We start from the raw sequence: 16,335 nt of genomic DNA on the forward strand, positions 1-16,335 counted from the left end.
TCATGCCGGTCTATGGCCCACAGGACGACGATCTGCTGCGCGCCATCGCCTCGGTGCGCGCCCAGGTCTATCCGCACTGGGAGCTGTGCATCTGCGACGACACCTCGCCCGATGAGCGCACGCGCGAGCTGCTGCGCGCCCAGGCCGCCGAGGAGCCGCGCATCCGCCTGGCCTTCCACGAGCACAACCAGCACATCTCGGCGGCCAGCAACACCGCCATCGCCCTGGCGCAGGGCGACTGGATTGCCTTCCTCGACCAGGACGACGAACTGCGCCCGCACACCCTGCTGAGTGTGGCGCAGGCGCTGCAGCAGCACCCGCAGGCGCGCGTGCTGTACTCGGACGAGGACAAGATCGACGGCCAGGGCCGGCGCTTCGACCCCTATTTCAAGCCCGACTTCAACCTGGGCCTGCTGCGCTCGCACAACTACATGTGCCATTTCGCCGTCTATCAGCACGCCCTGATGCGCGAGCTGGGCGGGCTGCGCAAGGGCTTCGAGGGCGCGCAGGACTACGACATGGTGCTGCGTGCCATCGACGCCGTGCCGCGCGAGGCCGTCATCCACATCCCGCGCATCCTCTACCACTGGCGCACGGCGGTGGGCAGCACGGCATCCGGCCACGGCAACAAATCCTATGCCTTCAAAGCCGGCCAGCGCGCGCTGCGCGAACACCTGCAGCGCCGGGGGCTGTCGGGCGACATCATCGAGGCCGCCGAAGCCCCGGGCATGTACCGCGTGACCTGGCAGCGCCCGCAGCCCGCGCCGCTGGTCAGCATCGTCATCCCGACGCGCAACGGCCACGCCATCCTGCGCCAGTGCCTGGACAGCCTGCGCCAGACTGCCTATCCCCACTATGAAGTCATCGTGGTGGACAACGGCAGCGACGAGCCAGCGACGCTGGAGCTGCTGGCCGAGCGCAGCCGCAGCGGCCAGATCCGCGTGCAGCGCGACGACAGCCCGTTCAACTTCTCCGCACTGAACAACCGCGCCGTGCAGCAAGCCGCCCGGGGCGAGTTCGTGCTGTTGATGAACAACGATATCGAGATCACCCACCCGAATGGCTCGACGAGATGGTCGGCCCGGCCATGGAGCCGGGCGTGGGCTGTGTCGGCGCGCGCCTGTGGTATCCGGATGGGCGCGTGCAGCACGCCGGCGTCATCATGGTCTGCGGCGTGGCCGGCCACGGGCACAAGCTGCTGCACAGAGGCCAACATGGCTACATGGGCCGCGCCGTGCTGGCGCAGGACTTCGTTGCCGTCACCGCCGCCTGCCTGCTGGTGCGCCGCAGCATCTATGACGAAGTGGGCGGGCTGGACGAAAGCCTGGCCGTGGCCTTCAACGACGTGGACTTCTGCCTGAAGGTGCATCAGGCCGGCTATCGCAACCACTGGACACCCTACGCTGAGCTGATCCACCACGAATCCGTCACGCGCGGCTACGAGGACACGCCGGAAAAGCAACAGCGCTTCAAGGGCGAGATCGACACCCTGCAGTCGCGCTGGGCCGCCCTGATCGCCCGCGACCCCTGCTACAGCCCCAACCTGACGGCCCATGCAGAAGACTTCTCGCTGGCCTGGCCGCCCAGCGTCAACCTTGAGCAACTGGGTGCGCAATGACCGAGGGAGTGCAGACTACCAGACTGGCGCGTCTGGCGCGCATCCTGCCGCTGCTGGCCTGTCCAGCCTGCCGCGCCCCTCTGCGTCAGGGACGCCCGCACATCCTGGAATGCACCTCCTGCGAGGCCAGCTACCCTGTGCGCGACGGTGTCCCCATCCTGCTGCCGGCGGCCATGCAAGAGCCGGGAGTGGGCAGCGCCGACACTGACGACCCAGTTTCGCGCCACCCCTACAGCCCGAGGCGCTGGACATCATTGCCCGGCACAGCGATGGCTGGGTGCTCGATCTGGGTGCAGGAGGCAAGCTGCACAGTGCGGACAATGTCTTGCAGGTGGATATCTTCCGCTACCCCATGACCGACGTCGTGGCCACCGCCGACTGCCTGCCCTTCAAGGACAACGCCTTCAGCGCCGTCATCAGCCAGGCCGTCTTCGAGCACCTGCAATACCCCGAGGCGGCAGCCGGCGAGATCCGCCGCGTGCTGCAGCCGCACGGCACGCTGCGCATCGACACCGCCTTCCTGCAGCCCGAGCACGGCTATCCGCACCACTTCTACAACGCCACCGAAACCGGCCTGCGGCACTGGTTCCGGGAGTTCGACATCGAGTGGAGCGGGGTTGCGTCCTACCAGCATCCGAAGTGGGCATTGAGCTGGTTCCTGAGCGTCTATCTGGATCGGCTTGACAAGCGGCAGTCGGCCATTGCCCAGGATGCCTCCCTGGGGCGCGTGCGGGTGGCCCTCGAAATGCTGGCTGCTGGCTCTGCGGGGGCGGAAGATGCCGTCCTGCTGGAGGCGCTCGACGCGCTGCCGGCGCATGAGCTGCGCACCCTGGCCGCCGGCGTCTCCGTCCAGGGACGCAACCCGGCCAAGCTGGCGGATCCTGGGGTGATGGGAGTCGGCGCGAGCAGCCCTGCTAGCAGCAGCGGCAGCATGGCAGATGTCCGGCAAATAGAGGTCGCACGGCAGGAAATCGCCATCTTGCGCGAGCAGTTGCAGGCACTGCACGAGGCGCGCACCATCGCCGTGGATCGGGGCAACTATCTGTCGCAGGTGGCTTATTTCAACGTCGATGTGCGCCTGCAGCCCTCTTTGGCCTTGCGGACTCGGGTGAGCTTTGCCCTGAAGGCCTTGGTGCGGCTGTTGCTGCCTCCGCGCCTGTGGCTGGAGTTGCGCGCCCGGATGCACCGCTGGCGCAGCGCCAAACCAGCCACCTCGCCGGGTGGGGTGCCACCTTTCTTCAGCATCATCGTGGCCCCTGATGATGCAGCTTCCTTCATCGAGACCTTTTTCTCGCTGACCCACCAGAGTTACACGGGCTGGGAGTTGATCGTCATTGAGCACTCGGGACACTCGGTCACGGTGAGCAACGTGCTGCAGGACTTCCTGCAGCTCGACCGGCGTGTGCGCCGCCTGCCGAGCCACTCCACCGACAGTCGTGAGCGCCTGCGGCAGGCCCAGGCCGCCGCCCGGGGGCAATATTTCATCAACCTGCCCGAGAACGCCACACTGGCCCAACGCGCATTGCAAACAATCTACACTCTGCTGCGCGCTCGGCCTGGTACCCCGGTGGTGCTGGCGGACTTCGAACGCGGCAGCCGGCATGAGCAGGGGCTTGCCATGCGCTGTCACTGCATGCCGGCGGATGGGCAGGTAGCAGGCGATCCTGCAGAGTTCGCCTTTGCCGTTCATGCAACCCATTCAACAACGCAGGGCACTCGGGGTCAAGAGGTTCAGGGAGCTTACATCGGAGAGGTGCTGTTCGGGCAGATGGTGCATCCTCCGCTGCTCCTTTCATGAAGCGTGGAACCCGCGCTTGCAGCTGAATTTTTCACACACGTCATGAAACGTGAAGAACATGATCAATCTTCTTCGGACTAGAGCCTTCTTGTTGGCAGCACTTGTGGCAGTTGGAGGTTGCAGCAGCGTGGAACATGCTGCGCCCAGACCTGCGCATCCCGCAGAGGCGATCCCTACCTCTGCCATGGTGATCGATTACGTCGATGAAACAGGCCGTCAAGCCATTGCAGACGCCGGGCTCCTGCCAGCGTTCGAGGCTTACTGGAGCGCGCATGTCAACAGGCGTTGGAGCGATCTGTTCGACATGGAAAGCGCCACCAAGCTGCCCAGTAGAGAGTTCTACACGGCTTACCACAGCAAGGCCTGGCCTGTTCTCTCCCTCCAGGTCGTGGATGCGCAGTTCGAGCAGGACTCCGCCGTACTGACTTTGCACATTCGTGTGCAGGATCCAGCGCGCAAGGGACGCCAGCAGTCTCTATATAGAAAGGATCATTGGCAGCAGGTCGATGGCAGGCAGTGGCAACACACGGTGACTGATCCGATGTTGATCGGCATTCGTCAATGATGATGTTGCGAACTGGCGACAGATTGTCCAGGGTCTGTCTTGTTGTCGAGGTTGTACGAGCGATTTCGTTGTGGCCTTGGAGCACTTTGGGTACTATTCGACGACAGTCCGTGCCTCGCGCATCGCTGGCCCCGAGCAGCTGGATTGTTTTTCTGGTGTAGACTTGTTACGTTGTCAGCAAGCTGGCATCGGACCTTGTGTCGGTACTTCGTTTAAATTCTGTTAGGAGAATAACGTGATGGTTAAAAAACACTGGCCGTGGCACTGGGCGCAATGCTCGTGGCTGGCTCCGCTGCTGCGGTTGAGGTCAACCAAGGCGGCAAGGGCGATCTGCTGATCGCCCCGATGTTCATGGTCAAGAACGGCTGGCAGTCTGAGCTCAAGGTCATCAACACCAGTGTGACTGACTCTGCGGTAGCCAAGGTGGTCTTCCACGCTCCCGGTCGCAGCGACGAAGTTCTGGACTTCTTGATCTTCTTGAGCCCTGGCGATGTCTGGACTGGCTCCGTGGTTGAGAACGCGAATGGCACAGTCGGTGTCAAGAGCGATGATGCCTCTTCCATCACGGTCGCCAATGCCGGTGCCTGTCCTGACTCTCAGGGCGTCTCGGGCTTTAACCCTGAGCAAGCTCAATTCACCATGCCCGTTTCCATGGGCTACGTGAACGTGTTCCAGTCGCGCATGATGCGCGGTCTGCCTGTTCAGCCCGACGGGACTGTCAACAAGGCTGACATTCTGAAGGCCTACTCTGCTGCCTGCGTGGCCAATACTCCGATCGAGGATGCTGACACCGACAACGTGTTGACCGGCTCCGTGACGATGTCCAACCCCTTGAACGGTAACCAGCTGACGCTCGGCATGACCGCATTGGCTGACTACAACAACCGTACCTACCTGTCTGTGGGTGGTCTGACGGCCTTCGCGACGAACATCGCTGATGCATCGAAGCAGCAAGTGGAAGATGCTCTGTGGGCGCGTGATTTTGCTGTGCCTTACAACGTGAGCGCTGGCAACATGAGCTTTGCGACGATCACGTTCCCGACCAAAGAAACGTTCAACCTGAGCCTGAACTCGCAGTATTCGGCTTTCTTCCCTGCGATCAACGACCGCGAGCGTGATATCGGTACTGCGGTTCCCGTGGGCTATGACATCCGCGATGAGGAAGAACATAAGGTTGGCACCGTCGGTTGCTCGTTCTCGCCTTGCACGCCCAACGAGACTGTCTCTCTGCCGCGCGAATTCAATATCGTCCAATTCATCGCTGGCGAAGGCGACAGCAATGCGGGTGTGGTTTACACCAAGGGCTTCAACAAGGGCTGGGCAAACATTGCCATCGCTACGGATGTCTCGGACACGCGTAGCAACGCCAACTACAACAATTTTGGCCAACAAGGCGTTCCTGCTCTGGCGACCTACATCCACTGGGATATGACCGGTGGTAGCCTGCAGGGCACTTGGCAGTACGCGGCCAAGACCTACAGGCCCGCTGCTAACTGATAGCTGACTGCCTTCCTAACAGAAAATGCCACCAAGTCTTCTTGGTGGCATTTTGTGTTTATTATTATTGTTACAGGGGTATCGAAATGTTTGTTGGCGCCCAAGGGACTGTGAAGAGGTGGAGCCTTTCCTTTGCCATTTTCTTCATGGCTTCCGCCGTCCACGCGCAAGGCGCAACTGATGATTACACCAGGCTGGTCGGCACAAATTCTTATAGCGATTTCAGAGCTGCGTACAACCCGGATGTGATGGCGGGTTCGGGCAACGTGGTCACTCTGCGGACACGCCACTCCGGACTATCCGCAGCCAAATTGAAGCTCTTCCTGCCGCCGGGGACAATCAGTTTCAGAACCAGTATCATCACTTACAGAGTGAATCAACCTGGACGTGTGGCAGCCCGGCTCAACACACTTCCCGAAACCTCGGCAGCACAGGTTGTGCCTGATCCTTCTGGATTATTCGATTCCCGTAAAACCCTTGAAAAGCTGCGGGCAGGTCAGGAAGTCAAAGTCTATGCCCCGGAGGAGAGCGGCGTGCTGGTATTGTCGGATGCTGACTCTGGCAATAGGACGCCGGCCTCGGAGGGTGGCTACGTCTACATGAATTTCTTCGACATTCCTGGACAGCGCTTCTTGTCCTTTGATACCGTTGTCGAGGTGGACAGGACATGCTACCAAAATTGGTTCAGCAACGCCGCATGGGATGCTGGCGGCAATCCGTCAAGTCAAGCCACTCATGCCTGTAGCGGCAGCTCCGGTGGAGGCGATAGCAGCAGCCCGACAACCCTTGCAGGCATCACCCCCTCTGTCACGAGCTGGAAGCCTGGTCAGAGCAATATCATCAACGTGGTGCCCAGCCCCGCCAATGCCACATTGCCGGCATGTACCAGCAGCAAGCCTGATTTGTTGAGTCCAACGCAAAATTCTGATGGAAGAACGGCTCAATTCACGGTGCAACCAGGAGCGATAACTGCGAATACCAGTGTCATCTTGCAGTGTGGAGGGAAAACCGCGACCGTCCGGCTTGAAGCTCCGGCCACCAGCAACTTGGCTACCATTAGCCCTGCTGATGTCGAGTTGTCTACGGATAGCAACGGCAACGCGATTTTGAAAGTCATTATCCAGCACAAGACTGCAGACGTTGGGCCAAACAAGAAGGTCAGCTATTGGGTTGGCGCCGTCCGCCCTGCACATCCATTCTTTGGCCCCGAAGAGTTGTTTTATCTGACACCCGCCTCCGAAGGGTTTTATCAGTGGGCTCAATTGGCAACTCCCTCTCCAGTATCAGTTGTATTTGCCAAGGATAGGTTTTTGGTGCAAAATAGCCAGGAGTTGATTGTTCCCTTGGGTTTCAAAAAAGCAGATTTTGCTGGATTCGGTATCACCATTCACTTTGGATATCAGCAAGAAAACAAAGATTTTCAGGTGATCGAGTACTATTGGGATTCAACTAAATGATGCCTGGGGGTTTTGATTGAATTTTTCCGGGGTTGAATGATTCTTGCAATAAGGGCGCTTTGTATGCGCCCTTATTTTTTTCTGGCTTAGGAAAAATTATTTAAGTATTGGCAGCTGCTTTCAATTTGAGCTTGGATGATCATTGCCTCTGTGTAAAGGGGTTGGTAAAAAGTGGTTGGGGAGGAGGGGTTCCTGCGCTATTTTGTAGTCTCTGGGCGCGGGCGGCAGCCAACGCTTCTGCCAAGCTGCCAGCTATGGGATTGCTTGCAGGAGGGGGCGGGACAGTGTTTTGATTGACCTCAGCTCTGCCAGTACCGGTTTGCGCAGGAGATGATGGAGATGTGCTTGGAGGAATTGAATTGACATCGGGGCTGTGACCTCGCCCGCCTCCTATAGGTTCAGCACCAGAAGGGTGTGGGGGAGGCGCCACTGCGCCATTTGTGCTTCCTGGCGCGCTAATGGTCGCTTCGGTCGCAGCCTGGACGGGCGGCGGGGTCGGTGACGAGATGGCTGGCGATGCAGTCCGATCCGCCTTCTTGGTGAACTGCACCATCTGCTGCCCCCCGCAGCCTGCAGCAGCAGATGCGTAGGCGTGATCTGCGCCACGGTGTATTCGCCCAGCGCTTGGCCCTCGTGCAGGGTGGCGAACTGCCGCCCGCCCTCGGCCAGGCTGGCAAAGCGCCCGCCGACCTTGACCGTGGCGTGCCTGCCCGTCGGGGTGATGACCACGCCGTAGAGCTGCAAATCCTGCTCGGTGATCGGCGTCGGCGGCGGGGGTGGCGGCGGCGGGGGTGGGGGCGGCACGCGATCGGGCCAGACCTGGCGCTGGCTGTCGAACGGGTTGGTGTGCTCCAGCTGCGCCATGTTGACTGCCGCCGGGGCAGCAGGGATGACAGGGGCAGTGGCTGCGGGAAGGGCGCTCGGCGTTGCCGGCGTGGACAGGGCAGCAGCGCCCGGGCTGGCTGCCATGCTGGCGGTGGCGACCGCGCAGGTGGTCAGGGAGAGGAATAATTGCTTCATATTTGATAGCTGTCAGCGCTTGCTCGTAAAGGGTTTGAGGCCGATTTGACCCATAAAACAGTGAAAGAACCGTGAAAAATGAGTGGATGACCGGGGTTGGAGCAGCTTTGCCGCCTTTGGTGCCCGGCCCTCGCTCCGATTCTCCGGCCTGGCTGGCGCATGGCGCTATCCCGGCACCTGTGCCTGCTCCTGCGCCGGCACCTGGCGCAGCAGCAGCGGCTGGGCAGCGCCGAGGCGCACGGCGGCCCCGCCCGGCCCGGTCTCCAGCGCCGACAGCCGGCCATGCACCTGCGCCGGCCCGAAGGCCTGCAGCACTTCGCGCGGCACCAGCGCCTGCGCGCCAGCGGCGATCAGGCCGATGCACGGCTGCAGCAGCGGGCTGGGGCTGAGCTCCAGCAGCCAGCCGCCTTGCCACGCTGGCGGTATGTCGATGCGCGCGCCTGCATGGACGGTGAAGGGCGGATCGAAGTCCGGCGTCGTGGCCGCCAGGGCAGACGCGCGCGCCAGCCACGGGCCTGGCGTTCCGGCCGCTCCCGCTGGCCAGTGCTTGTCGAAATACACCTGCCCGCCCGCGCGCATCAGCCCATCCTTGTGCGGCAGGTTGCGCCATGCGTGGATGGCGCGCGCGGCGGGCACCACGGCCAGGCGCTGGCCGCTGCGGCGCAGGCGCAGCGACAGGTCGGAGTCCTCGTAGTACATGAAGAAGCGCGCATCGAACGGCTCCTCGCCCGGGGCCAGCGCGCTGCGGCGCAGCATCAGCGCCCCGCCCGACAGGGCGCGCTGCGGCACGGGCGCGCGCGCCGTCCACAGGCGCAGGTTCTCGGCGCGCACGGCGCGGCCCAGGCGCTGCCAGGCGCAGGCGTCGCGCAGGGCGTGCTCGTGTACCCAGGCGCGCACGGCGGTCGGCAGCCAGGCCGGCGGCATGTACCACTGGCAGCGGCTGTCCAGAAACTGCCGGGGCGCCACGGCGGCCAGGCCGGCATCGGCCTGCAGCGCCTGCACCAGTGCCGCCGTGCAGCCGCGCTGCAGGCGCACGTCGGGGTTGACGAAGAAGACAAAGGGCGCAGCAGTGCTGGCAAAAGCCAGGTTGCAGGCCCGGCCAAAGCCCAGGTTGGCGCCGGCGTCCAGCAGCTGCGTGCCGGGCGCGTGCTGGCCGAGCAGGGCGTGCAGGCGCTGGTGCTCGGCGGCGTTGGCGCTGTTGTCCACGACGATGATCCGCGCCTGCGGCGCATCAAGCTGCGCTGCGCGGGCGGCCTGGGCGATGTCCTCGGCGCCGAACCAGTTGACCAGGACGATGGCGCAGACGGGGTGGGTGGGGGGCGGGGGGAGTTTGGATGTGGTGTCCATGGCGAGCGCCCTCACCCCAGCCCTCTCCCGCACGCGGGAGAGGGAGCGGGGAAGGGCAGGCGGCGTTGAATGGGCCAGCGGCGCTGGTGGTGTTGCTCCCCGCCCTCCAGGCCAGGGCGGACTATCGTTCCCTCGCCCTCCAGGCCAGGGCGGACTATTGCTCCCTCGCCCCCTTGGGGGAGAGGGTGGGGGTGAGGGGGTAGTTCGGGCGCAGCGTCCCGGTCGGCGATCTGCCCCATCACGACCCGCCCTCGAAGGGAGAGGAAGCACGCGAGGAATGCCCCGTCCCCTTGCCCGCCCGAAAGACGAACGCATAGGCATCGAGCTGCGCCCCCTGCGTCTGCAGGCCCGGCGTGGCCAGCCAGTGGGCGCGCCAGTGCTCGGGCGCCGGCACCGGCACGGCCTGCAGCGCCTGCACGGCAAAACCGTGGCGCGCCAGCAGGTCGGTCAGCGTGCGCTGCGTGAAAAACCGCAGATGCGTATTGCAATGAATGCCCACCGGGCAATAGTCCCAGCGCCCCTCCAGCAGATCGGCGATGACCGACCAGTGCCCGACATTGGGCACCGAGCCGACGATGCACCCTCCCGGCGCCAGCAGCGCATGGGCCTTGTCCAGCCACAGGCCAGGCTCGGGCGCGTGCTCCAGCGAATCCAGGAAGGTGATGCAGTCGAACGCCCCGCGTCCGCCCTCGGGCAGGCTGGCGGGCGCGAGCTGCAGAAAATCCCCCGGCCAGGCGTGATCGACGCGCGCGGCAGCCAGCGCGCAGGCAGCGGGCGAGAACTCGCTCAGATGCGTCTCGCAGCCGCGCTCGGCACGCAGCAGCGCCAGAAAATGCCCCTCGCCGCCGCCCACGTCCAGCACCCGCCGCGCCGTGGCCGGCACCCAGTCGAGCATGTCGCGCCGGCCCTCGTGGCCCTGGTGGTAGTTGGAGAAATCATGCGCATAGCCGCCCGGCAGCCAGGCGCCGGACAGGCCTTCGCCCTGCAGCCAGCGGCGCACGGCCTGCACTGTGGTGGCGGCGGCCAACGCGCCGGCGGGCAGGGTTGGCTGCGCCAGGGCCAGCGGCTGCGCGGGCAGGGCCTGGCGCAGCAGTTGCACATAGCGCTCCATGCCGCGCAGCGTGGCGTAGTGCGGCGGCAGGCCGGGGGGCGGGTGGGCGGCTGACCAGCACAGGGCGATGTCGGACAGGCCGTGGGGGCTGCCGCGCCCGGTGCTGCTTGTGCCGGCGCCGGTGCTGCTGTCCTGGTCGCGACCGGGGAGCCGGGCCGGCAGCGTCACCGCCTCGCGCAGCCACTGCATGGACGCATCGACCAGTTGCACCTGGGCATGGGCCAGCAGCAGCACGCTGGCCTGCGCGCTGGCGCCGCACTGGTCGGCGCGCTGCAGCAGTTGCTCCAGCAAGGGGCGCAGGGCTTGCCAGGGAGGCAGCGGCGGCGTATCTGCCGCAGCGAACAGCCAGTGCGCCTGTCGGCCAGTCTGCTGGTGCAGCCGTGCCAGGCCTTCGGCGAACTCGGCGGAGGGCGCGATCGGCTCGGGGCCGGCGCAGAGCACGAAGTCGAATTCGGTTGTGGGGGTGGGGAGGGGAGTCATGCCGTCACAATGATCTGTGTTCGAGTGCCGCGCCCACCGCCAGCCGGCCTCCATCCCAACCTTCCCCCAGAGGGGGAAGGAGGAGGACGCCAGCACCAAGGGGCGAGGCCGGGACGCCAGTCAAGCGCGGGCAGCTATCAAAATTGACAAGTCCAGCCTCCATGCCCAGGCGCATCCTCACGCCCCCGGCGGCAGGGCTGGCAGGCGGCGCGCCCATTCCATGAAGGCCAGCGTGTCGCCCGGCTGACGGATGGCAAAGCACGGCGTGGCCAGCGGCAGGCGGTGGCGCCATTTGTGCTCGAAGACCGCCGCGCTCGCCGCGATCCGCTCGACCAGCCGATCCGCCACCGGCCCCTGCGCCGGCGTGCCCGACCAGTGCTCGCAGCAGGCGTCCAGCGCCGCCGCCACCCAGCCGGCCTGCTGCGCCTGCAGCACCAGATCGGTGCCATAGAAGTCAAAGCCCAGCGCCGCATCCAGCCGCAGGCCGGCATCGACCCGCAGCGCCAGCAGCAGCTCGTCCAGGCTGTCCACCTGATGGGGCAGGGCGGCGGCCTCGCGCAGCAGCCGGCCCCGGTCGAGCACATGGCCGGCGCGCACCTCCTGCCCCGGCGCCCCGCTCAGGCCATAGACGCCGGCCACCGCCAGCTGCGGCCAGCGCTGCAGGGCCTCGTTCAGACGCTGGACGAACAGCGCCTCCCAGCCCTCGGGCAGATGCACATCCTGATGCAGCCAGACCAGCCAGCGCGCACGCGGGCCGCTGTCCAGCACGGCATTCACGGCCTCGGCGGCGCTGGCCACGTTGGCGTGCAGCACCAGCGGCAATGCACCCGGCTGCAGGCAGGGCGAAGCCAGCAGACGCTGGCGCGCCACGTCCCAGTTGCTCACGCAGCTGACGAACAGCAGATCGGATGCCGTCACGGGCGACAGGCTACTCATGGTTATCGATGCTCCACAACAGTCCCGGCAGGCATTGCGGCGGCTGCCTCGGCAGGGGCCAGCGGATAGTGTGGCAGCAGGTGCATCCCCCACCAATGCCCCAGCGCCTGCCGGATGTGCTGCTCCAGAAAGGCGAACACCACGGCATGGTCGGCCTCCAGCGCCGCCTCATCGGCAGCAGGCGGGTGCAGCGGTGACAGCTCCAGCGCGTGGCGCCTGCCGCCCAGGTGCCGGCAGATGACGCCGCCCAGCGCACAGCCCGTGCCTGCCGCCATGCGCAGCGCACCCTGCGCCACGGCGCGGCGCCGGCCCAGCCAGGGCAGCCAGACGCCAGCCTCGGGCGACAAGGCCGGCGCGTCGGTCAGCATGACCACCACCTCGCCTGCCTTCAACGCCCGGTAGCAGTGCCGCGTGTGCTGCTCGATGCGCCAGATGCGACCGCCGTTGAGCAGCTGCTGCGCCCCGGCGTATTTCAGCTCGAAGTGCCGGCGGATGGCCGGGTGCAGGCGCGGGTCGCTCACCACGTCCGACACCGCCAGATGCACCCGCTCGCCACGCGCCGCCAGCGCCGCCACGCCGAGCAGGTAATTGTCGAAATGCGCCGTCAGCAGCAGCAGGCCGCAGCCGGCAGGGCGCTGCGCCAGCGCGTCCAGCGCGGCATCGGACTGCACGTCGAACGCTGCCAGGCCGCGCCGGGCCAGCAGCCGGGTTTCGAACTCCTCGCGCGCCAGGGTGCGGTAGCGCTCGCGCAGCGCCCCTTCCACCTGATCGGCAGGCACCAGCTCGGCCAGCGCCCGGCGGGTCTGCTCGGCCACATGGGGCTGGGCATGGGCCAGCGACACCCAATCGCGGTCGTGACGCGCATTGATGCGTCCGCGCCCGTGCGCCAGCGCGTAGGCCAGCCGCTGCGGCAGCTGACCCAGGGCGGGCAGGAAGCAGTCGAACTCCGGCCCCTGCAGCCAGCGGCTGAAGGGCGATGCCGGGTGCAGCAGCGGCACGCGGCCACCGGTCTGGTCGGGCAGCGCCATCACCGGAAATCCGTATCCCCGCCCGTCAGCCACCACCACAGCCGCCGATCCCCCGGATCGACCGGCTCGGTGCGCCGGCGCACGCTCACGCCAAAGGCGCAGGCCGTCTGCGTGCTGGCGTCGGCCAGCGCCGGCATGGCCAGCAGGCGCTGCGCCAGCGGCTCGCTGGCCCAGGCCGACATGCCGCACTGGCCCAGGCGCGCACACAAGCCGCGCGCCGCCATCAGCACCGCCGGCGCATCGGCCAGCGGGGCCAGCCAGTCCAGCAGCTCCCAGCCCTGTCCGGCGTCAGGACTGGGGCGCAGCGCCAGCGCGCCCAGCAGCCGCCGCGTCCAGCGCGTGCGCACCCAGAAGCACCGGTAGCCCACCGTCGGATGGTTGCCGAAGCGGTGCCGCCACCAGGCCGCATCGCGCTGCGGCAGCACGCAGTCGGCCACCTCGGCGCTGCAGCGCAGGCGCTGCCACAGGGCATCGAGCCGGCGCGCCGTGCGCCCATCGGCCCAATCCAGCGGCGCGCAATGCCAGCGCCCGGCATGGGGATGACCAGCCTCGGCAGCGCCCTCGGCTGGCAGGCGCGGCCACTGCAGCAGCAGCACCCGGCCCGTGCGCTCGTACAGGCCCAGCACCTCACTCAGGCGCGCCGCCCGGTCGTTCGGGAAGCCGAAGCTGCAGGCAAAGCCATCCTCGGTCGCCACATAGCGCTGCAGAAAACCCAGCGCCGCCGTGCCATAAGGCCCGGTGCGCCGCGCCAGGATGCCGCGCGCGCTCTCGGTCACCATGACATCGCCGGCCTGCAGGCTGTGCAGGCGGTGCTGCCCCGCCACCTGCAGCACGCGCGCCGTGCCGCCATAGTGCGCCAGCAGCCGGCCATCGCCCGCAGCGCGCGTGCCCATGGCGCGGCCCCGGCCATCGCCATACTTCCAGTGCCACAGCGCCGGCGGCAAGGGCGCGCCGAAGACCTCGGCAAACAGCGCCTGCACATCGGCGCTGTCGGCAGCCGTCAGCTCGGCGGGCAGCCAGCGCGCCGCTGGCGCTGCGGGGGCGGCCTCCACGGCGTGGGCCATCTCGGCGGTTGTGTCTGCCTTCATGCCTGGCCTGCCTCCCCGGCGCTCGCCACAGCCACGCCAGCGCCCGCAGCCACCTGCCCTGGCGATGCCAGCGCCTGCCAGGTGCGCGGCAAGGTCACCAGGCCCTGCTCCAGGCTGCTTTGCACCACGCGCAAGGTGATGGCGCGCTCGACGATTTCATACGGGTGCAGGCCGCGCTCGCACACCAGGATCACCGTCACCGTGTAGTCGCCCTTGAGCAGCGGCAGCCGGGGCAGCGTCAGCAGGGCCACGCCGTTGCCGTCGGCATCGCGCGTCAGCTCGGCCTTGTCGCCCGCGCTGCTGGCGCTGGCCACCGTGATGCCGCTGGCGTGGGCAATGCCGATGCCCACGGACGGGCAGGGCAGGGCAGGGTCGCTGGCAAAGGCGATGCGCAGCTCCAGCGTGGTCTGGCCCGAGTGAATCGCCAACTCGCGCCCGGCCACGCCATCGGCGCGCGCCTCGATGCCGGTCAGCACCGCCGTGCCACCCGGCGCCCGGCGCCCTGCCGGGGTGATGTTTTGAGCATCAAAACTGGCTGAAACCGTTGCTGGGCCTGCGGTATCAGCTATGCTTTCAGAAGCGCCAAGAGCAGCAGAGGCATCCTCCCGGGGCCGCGTGCCGCCGCCGATCTGCGCCACCTGCTCGTCCATGACCAGCGAGGTCTCGTACTGCGCCGTGACCCGCGCCGCCTCGTCCCACATGCGCACGCGCCCGCCGTCGAGCCACAGCGCACGCGAGCACAGCGCCTGCACGTGGTACATGGCGTGCGAGCAAAACAGGATCGTCGCCCCGCGCTCCTTGAGCGCCATGATGCGGTCGAACGACTTGCGCGCGAACGCCCCGTCGCCCACCGACAGCGCCTCGTCGATGACCAGGATGTCCGGCTCCACGCTGGTCGCCACGGCAAACGCCAGGCGCACGAACATGCCGCTGGAATACGTCTTGACCGGCTGGTCGATGAACTTGCCGATGTCGGCAAAGGCCAGGATGTCGTCCAGCCGCTCGTCGATCTGCGCGCGCGGCAGGCCCAGCAGGGCGGCATTCATATAGACGTTCTCGCGCCCGCTGAAGTCCGGGCTGAAGCCCGCGCCCAGCTCCAGCAGCGCCGCCACGCGCCCGCGCACCGCCAGCTGCCCGGTGGTCGGCGCCAGCGTGCCGCACACCAGCTGCAGCAGCGTGGACTTGCCCGCGCCGTTGCGCCCGACCAGGCCCACCACCTCGCCGCGGCGGATGTCGAAGCTCACATCCTGCAGCGCCCAGAACTCGCGCGCGAACTGGCGCCGCCCGCCCCACAGCAGTTGCAGCAGCCGGTCGCTGGGGCGCTCGAACAGCGAAAAGCGCTTGCCCAGGCCGCGCGCCTCGATGGCCAGGCCGTCGTGATGTGTAGATTCAGACGACATCGGCAAACCCCACCCGCACCTTGCGGAAAAACGCCGCGCCGGCCAGCGCCAGCAGCAGGCACGCGGCCATCAGCAGCGCCCAGGCGCCCCAGTCCGGCCAGCGCCCGGCCAGCAGCACATCGCGCGTGCCGGTCATGACCCAGGCCAGCGGGTTGAGCAGCAGCCACGGGCGCACCGCTGCCGGCAGCGCCTCGACCGGAAAGAAGATCGGGCTCAGGAACATCAGCGCGCTCACCGCCATGGTCAGCACCTGCCCGACATCGCGCACATAGGTGCCCAGCCCGGCCAGCAGCCACGACAGGCCCAGCACCAGCGGCAGCAGCGGCAGCCACACCAGCGGCAGCGCCAGGGCGGTGAGCGGCAGGCTGCCGTTGGCCAGCACTGCCAGCCCCACCAGCAGCGCGCCCGACACCGCCAGCCCCAGCGCCGCGCTGGCCGCGCTGACCCAGGGCAGTATCTGCAGCGGAAAGACCACCTTCTTGACCAGATTGGGCTGCTCCAGCACCAGGCCCGGGGCGCGGTTCACGCACTCGGCGAAGAAGCTGAACACGGCCAGGCCGGCGTAGATGCGCAGGCCAAAGGCCAGGTTGCCCTCATCCACGCCATGCCAGCGCACGCGCATGACGTGGCGAAACACCAGGGTGTAGATCGACAGCATGGCCAGGGGGGTCAGCACCAGCCAGGCCAGGCCCAGCCAGGACTGGCGGTAGCGGGCGTGAACTTCACGCGCCGCCAGCCGGGCAATCAGGCCGCGCTCGCGCCAGGGCCAGAGGTAGGACAGCAGGGAGGTCAAGGGGAGACTTTCATGGTGGGCACACCCTCACCCCAGCCCTCTCCCGCACGTGGGAGAGGGAGGCCGGGCCGGGGCGCGGGAGGGCGCTGCGCTGCCGAGAAAAGAGCAGTAGGGCGCTGCCTGCCCTGCTCCTTCCCCCTCTGGGGGAAGGTTGGGATGGGGGCCGGCTGGCGGTGGGCGCCGTGGCTGGGTTGCGG

The 16,335-nt window shown here is 66.7% G+C and carries 15 protein-coding genes; 7 read left to right on the top strand and 8 right to left on the bottom strand.

The annotated features are described in order from the left end of the window. Window positions 1–2: 2 nt before the first annotated feature. The 7 genes from IDM45_RS16400 to IDM45_RS16425 all read left to right on the top strand — a co-directional run bounded on the left by IDM45_RS16400 (window position 3) and on the right by IDM45_RS16425 (window position 6,935). Window positions 3–1,361, top strand: a complete 1,359-nt coding sequence (locus IDM45_RS16400) for a glycosyltransferase family 2 protein (protein WP_209423778.1) — start codon at window positions 3–5, stop codon at window positions 1,359–1,361. After that, complete coding sequence (locus tag IDM45_RS16405) at window positions 1,280–1,618, top strand: glycosyltransferase family 2 protein (protein ID WP_209423779.1); 339 nt, start codon at window positions 1,280–1,282, stop codon at window positions 1,616–1,618. The genes IDM45_RS16400 and IDM45_RS16405 overlap by 82 nt, the downstream gene beginning before the upstream one ends. Beyond that, on the top strand, window positions 1,615–1,974 hold the full coding sequence (locus IDM45_RS18160) for a Trm112 family protein (RefSeq protein WP_325168992.1): 360 nt from the start codon (window positions 1,615–1,617) through the stop codon (window positions 1,972–1,974). The genes IDM45_RS16405 and IDM45_RS18160 overlap by 4 nt, the downstream gene beginning before the upstream one ends. After that, the gene (locus IDM45_RS16410) at window positions 1,971–3,416 is read left to right on the top strand and encodes a methyltransferase domain-containing protein (RefSeq protein ID WP_209423780.1); all 1,446 of its coding nucleotides are present in this window, start codon (window positions 1,971–1,973) and stop codon (window positions 3,414–3,416) included. The genes IDM45_RS18160 and IDM45_RS16410 overlap by 4 nt, the downstream gene beginning before the upstream one ends. Window positions 3,417–3,600: 184 nt before the next feature. Beyond that, entirely contained in the window at window positions 3,601–3,981 is a 381-nt protein-coding gene (locus tag IDM45_RS16415; protein WP_209423781.1) for a hypothetical protein, read from the top strand. Between the two features lie 258 nt (window positions 3,982–4,239). Beyond that, window positions 4,240–5,478, top strand: coding sequence for a hypothetical protein (locus IDM45_RS16420; protein ID WP_209423782.1), 1,239 nt, complete (start codon window positions 4,240–4,242; stop codon window positions 5,476–5,478). A gap of 146 nt (window positions 5,479–5,624) precedes the next feature. Next, window positions 5,625–6,935, top strand: a complete 1,311-nt coding sequence (locus IDM45_RS16425; RefSeq protein WP_209423783.1) for a hypothetical protein — start codon at window positions 5,625–5,627, stop codon at window positions 6,933–6,935. Window positions 6,936–7,325: 390 nt separating this feature from the next. On the opposite strand, the gene IDM45_RS16430 is transcribed toward IDM45_RS16425, so the two are convergent. The 8 genes from IDM45_RS16430 to IDM45_RS16465 form a co-directional block, all read right to left on the bottom strand. Beyond that, complete coding sequence (locus IDM45_RS16430) at window positions 7,326–7,955, bottom strand: hypothetical protein (RefSeq protein WP_209423784.1); 630 nt, start codon at window positions 7,953–7,955, stop codon at window positions 7,326–7,328. Window positions 7,956–8,120: 165 nt separating this feature from the next. Next, a complete protein-coding gene (locus IDM45_RS16435; RefSeq protein WP_209423785.1) occupies window positions 8,121–9,302 on the bottom strand; it encodes a glycosyltransferase in 1,182 nt (393 codons plus the stop codon). Window positions 9,303–9,540: 238 nt separating this feature from the next. Beyond that, on the bottom strand, window positions 9,541–10,893 hold the full coding sequence (locus IDM45_RS16440; protein ID WP_209423786.1) for a class I SAM-dependent methyltransferase: 1,353 nt from the start codon (window positions 10,891–10,893) through the stop codon (window positions 9,541–9,543). 177 nt (window positions 10,894–11,070) lie between these two features. Beyond that, window positions 11,071–11,829, bottom strand: coding sequence for a glycosyltransferase family protein (locus IDM45_RS16445; RefSeq protein ID WP_209423787.1), 759 nt, complete (start codon window positions 11,827–11,829; stop codon window positions 11,071–11,073). Between the two features lie 2 nt (window positions 11,830–11,831). Continuing rightward, on the bottom strand, window positions 11,832–12,857 hold the full coding sequence (locus IDM45_RS16450) for a lysophospholipid acyltransferase family protein (protein ID WP_209423788.1): 1,026 nt from the start codon (window positions 12,855–12,857) through the stop codon (window positions 11,832–11,834). Next, a complete protein-coding gene (locus IDM45_RS16455; RefSeq protein WP_209423789.1) occupies window positions 12,857–13,945 on the bottom strand; it encodes a GNAT family N-acetyltransferase in 1,089 nt (362 codons plus the stop codon). Before IDM45_RS16455 ends, IDM45_RS16450 begins: the two co-directional genes overlap by 1 nt. Then, window positions 13,942–15,345 (bottom strand): ABC transporter ATP-binding protein, encoded by a 1,404-nt coding sequence (locus IDM45_RS16460; protein WP_209423790.1) that lies wholly within the window; start codon window positions 15,343–15,345, stop codon window positions 13,942–13,944. Before IDM45_RS16460 ends, IDM45_RS16455 begins: the two co-directional genes overlap by 4 nt. Next, window positions 15,335–16,138, bottom strand: a complete 804-nt coding sequence (locus IDM45_RS16465) for an ABC transporter permease (RefSeq protein ID WP_209423791.1) — start codon at window positions 16,136–16,138, stop codon at window positions 15,335–15,337. The genes IDM45_RS16460 and IDM45_RS16465 overlap by 11 nt, the downstream gene beginning before the upstream one ends. Window positions 16,139–16,335: the final 197 nt, after the last annotated feature.

Source organism: Melaminivora jejuensis, assembly GCF_017811175.1.
Lineage (GTDB): Bacteria > Pseudomonadota > Gammaproteobacteria > Burkholderiales > Burkholderiaceae_C > Melaminivora > Melaminivora jejuensis.

What these genes read in the sequence shown, in the direction of transcription:
- IDM45_RS16415 (WP_209423781.1), top strand. Translation starts at nt 3,601, where the DNA reads ATGGTGATCGATTACGTCGATGAAACAGGCCGTCAAGCCATTGCAGAC.
- IDM45_RS16430 (WP_209423784.1), bottom strand. Translation starts at nt 7,955, where the DNA reads ATGAAGCAATTATTCCTCTCCCTGACCACCTGCGCGGTCGCCACCGCC.
- IDM45_RS16460 (WP_209423790.1), bottom strand. Translation starts at nt 15,345, where the DNA reads ATGTCGTCTGAATCTACACATCACGACGGCCTGGCCATCGAGGCGCGC.
- IDM45_RS16410 (WP_209423780.1), top strand. Translation starts at nt 1,971, where the DNA reads ATGACCGACGTCGTGGCCACCGCCGACTGCCTGCCCTTCAAGGACAAC.
- IDM45_RS16440 (WP_209423786.1), bottom strand. Translation starts at nt 10,893, where the DNA reads ATGACTCCCCTCCCCACCCCCACAACCGAATTCGACTTCGTGCTCTGC.
- IDM45_RS16400 (WP_209423778.1), top strand. Translation starts at nt 3, where the DNA reads ATGCCGGTCTATGGCCCACAGGACGACGATCTGCTGCGCGCCATCGCC.
- IDM45_RS16445 (WP_209423787.1), bottom strand. Translation starts at nt 11,829, where the DNA reads ATGAGTAGCCTGTCGCCCGTGACGGCATCCGATCTGCTGTTCGTCAGC.
- IDM45_RS16455 (WP_209423789.1), bottom strand. Translation starts at nt 13,945, where the DNA reads ATGAAGGCAGACACAACCGCCGAGATGGCCCACGCCGTGGAGGCCGCC.
- IDM45_RS18160 (WP_325168992.1), top strand. Translation starts at nt 1,615, where the DNA reads ATGACCGAGGGAGTGCAGACTACCAGACTGGCGCGTCTGGCGCGCATC.
- IDM45_RS16425 (WP_209423783.1), top strand. Translation starts at nt 5,625, where the DNA reads ATGGCTTCCGCCGTCCACGCGCAAGGCGCAACTGATGATTACACCAGG.
- IDM45_RS16450 (WP_209423788.1), bottom strand. Translation starts at nt 12,857, where the DNA reads ATGGCGCTGCCCGACCAGACCGGTGGCCGCGTGCCGCTGCTGCACCCG.
- IDM45_RS16435 (WP_209423785.1), bottom strand. Translation starts at nt 9,302, where the DNA reads ATGGACACCACATCCAAACTCCCCCCGCCCCCCACCCACCCCGTCTGC.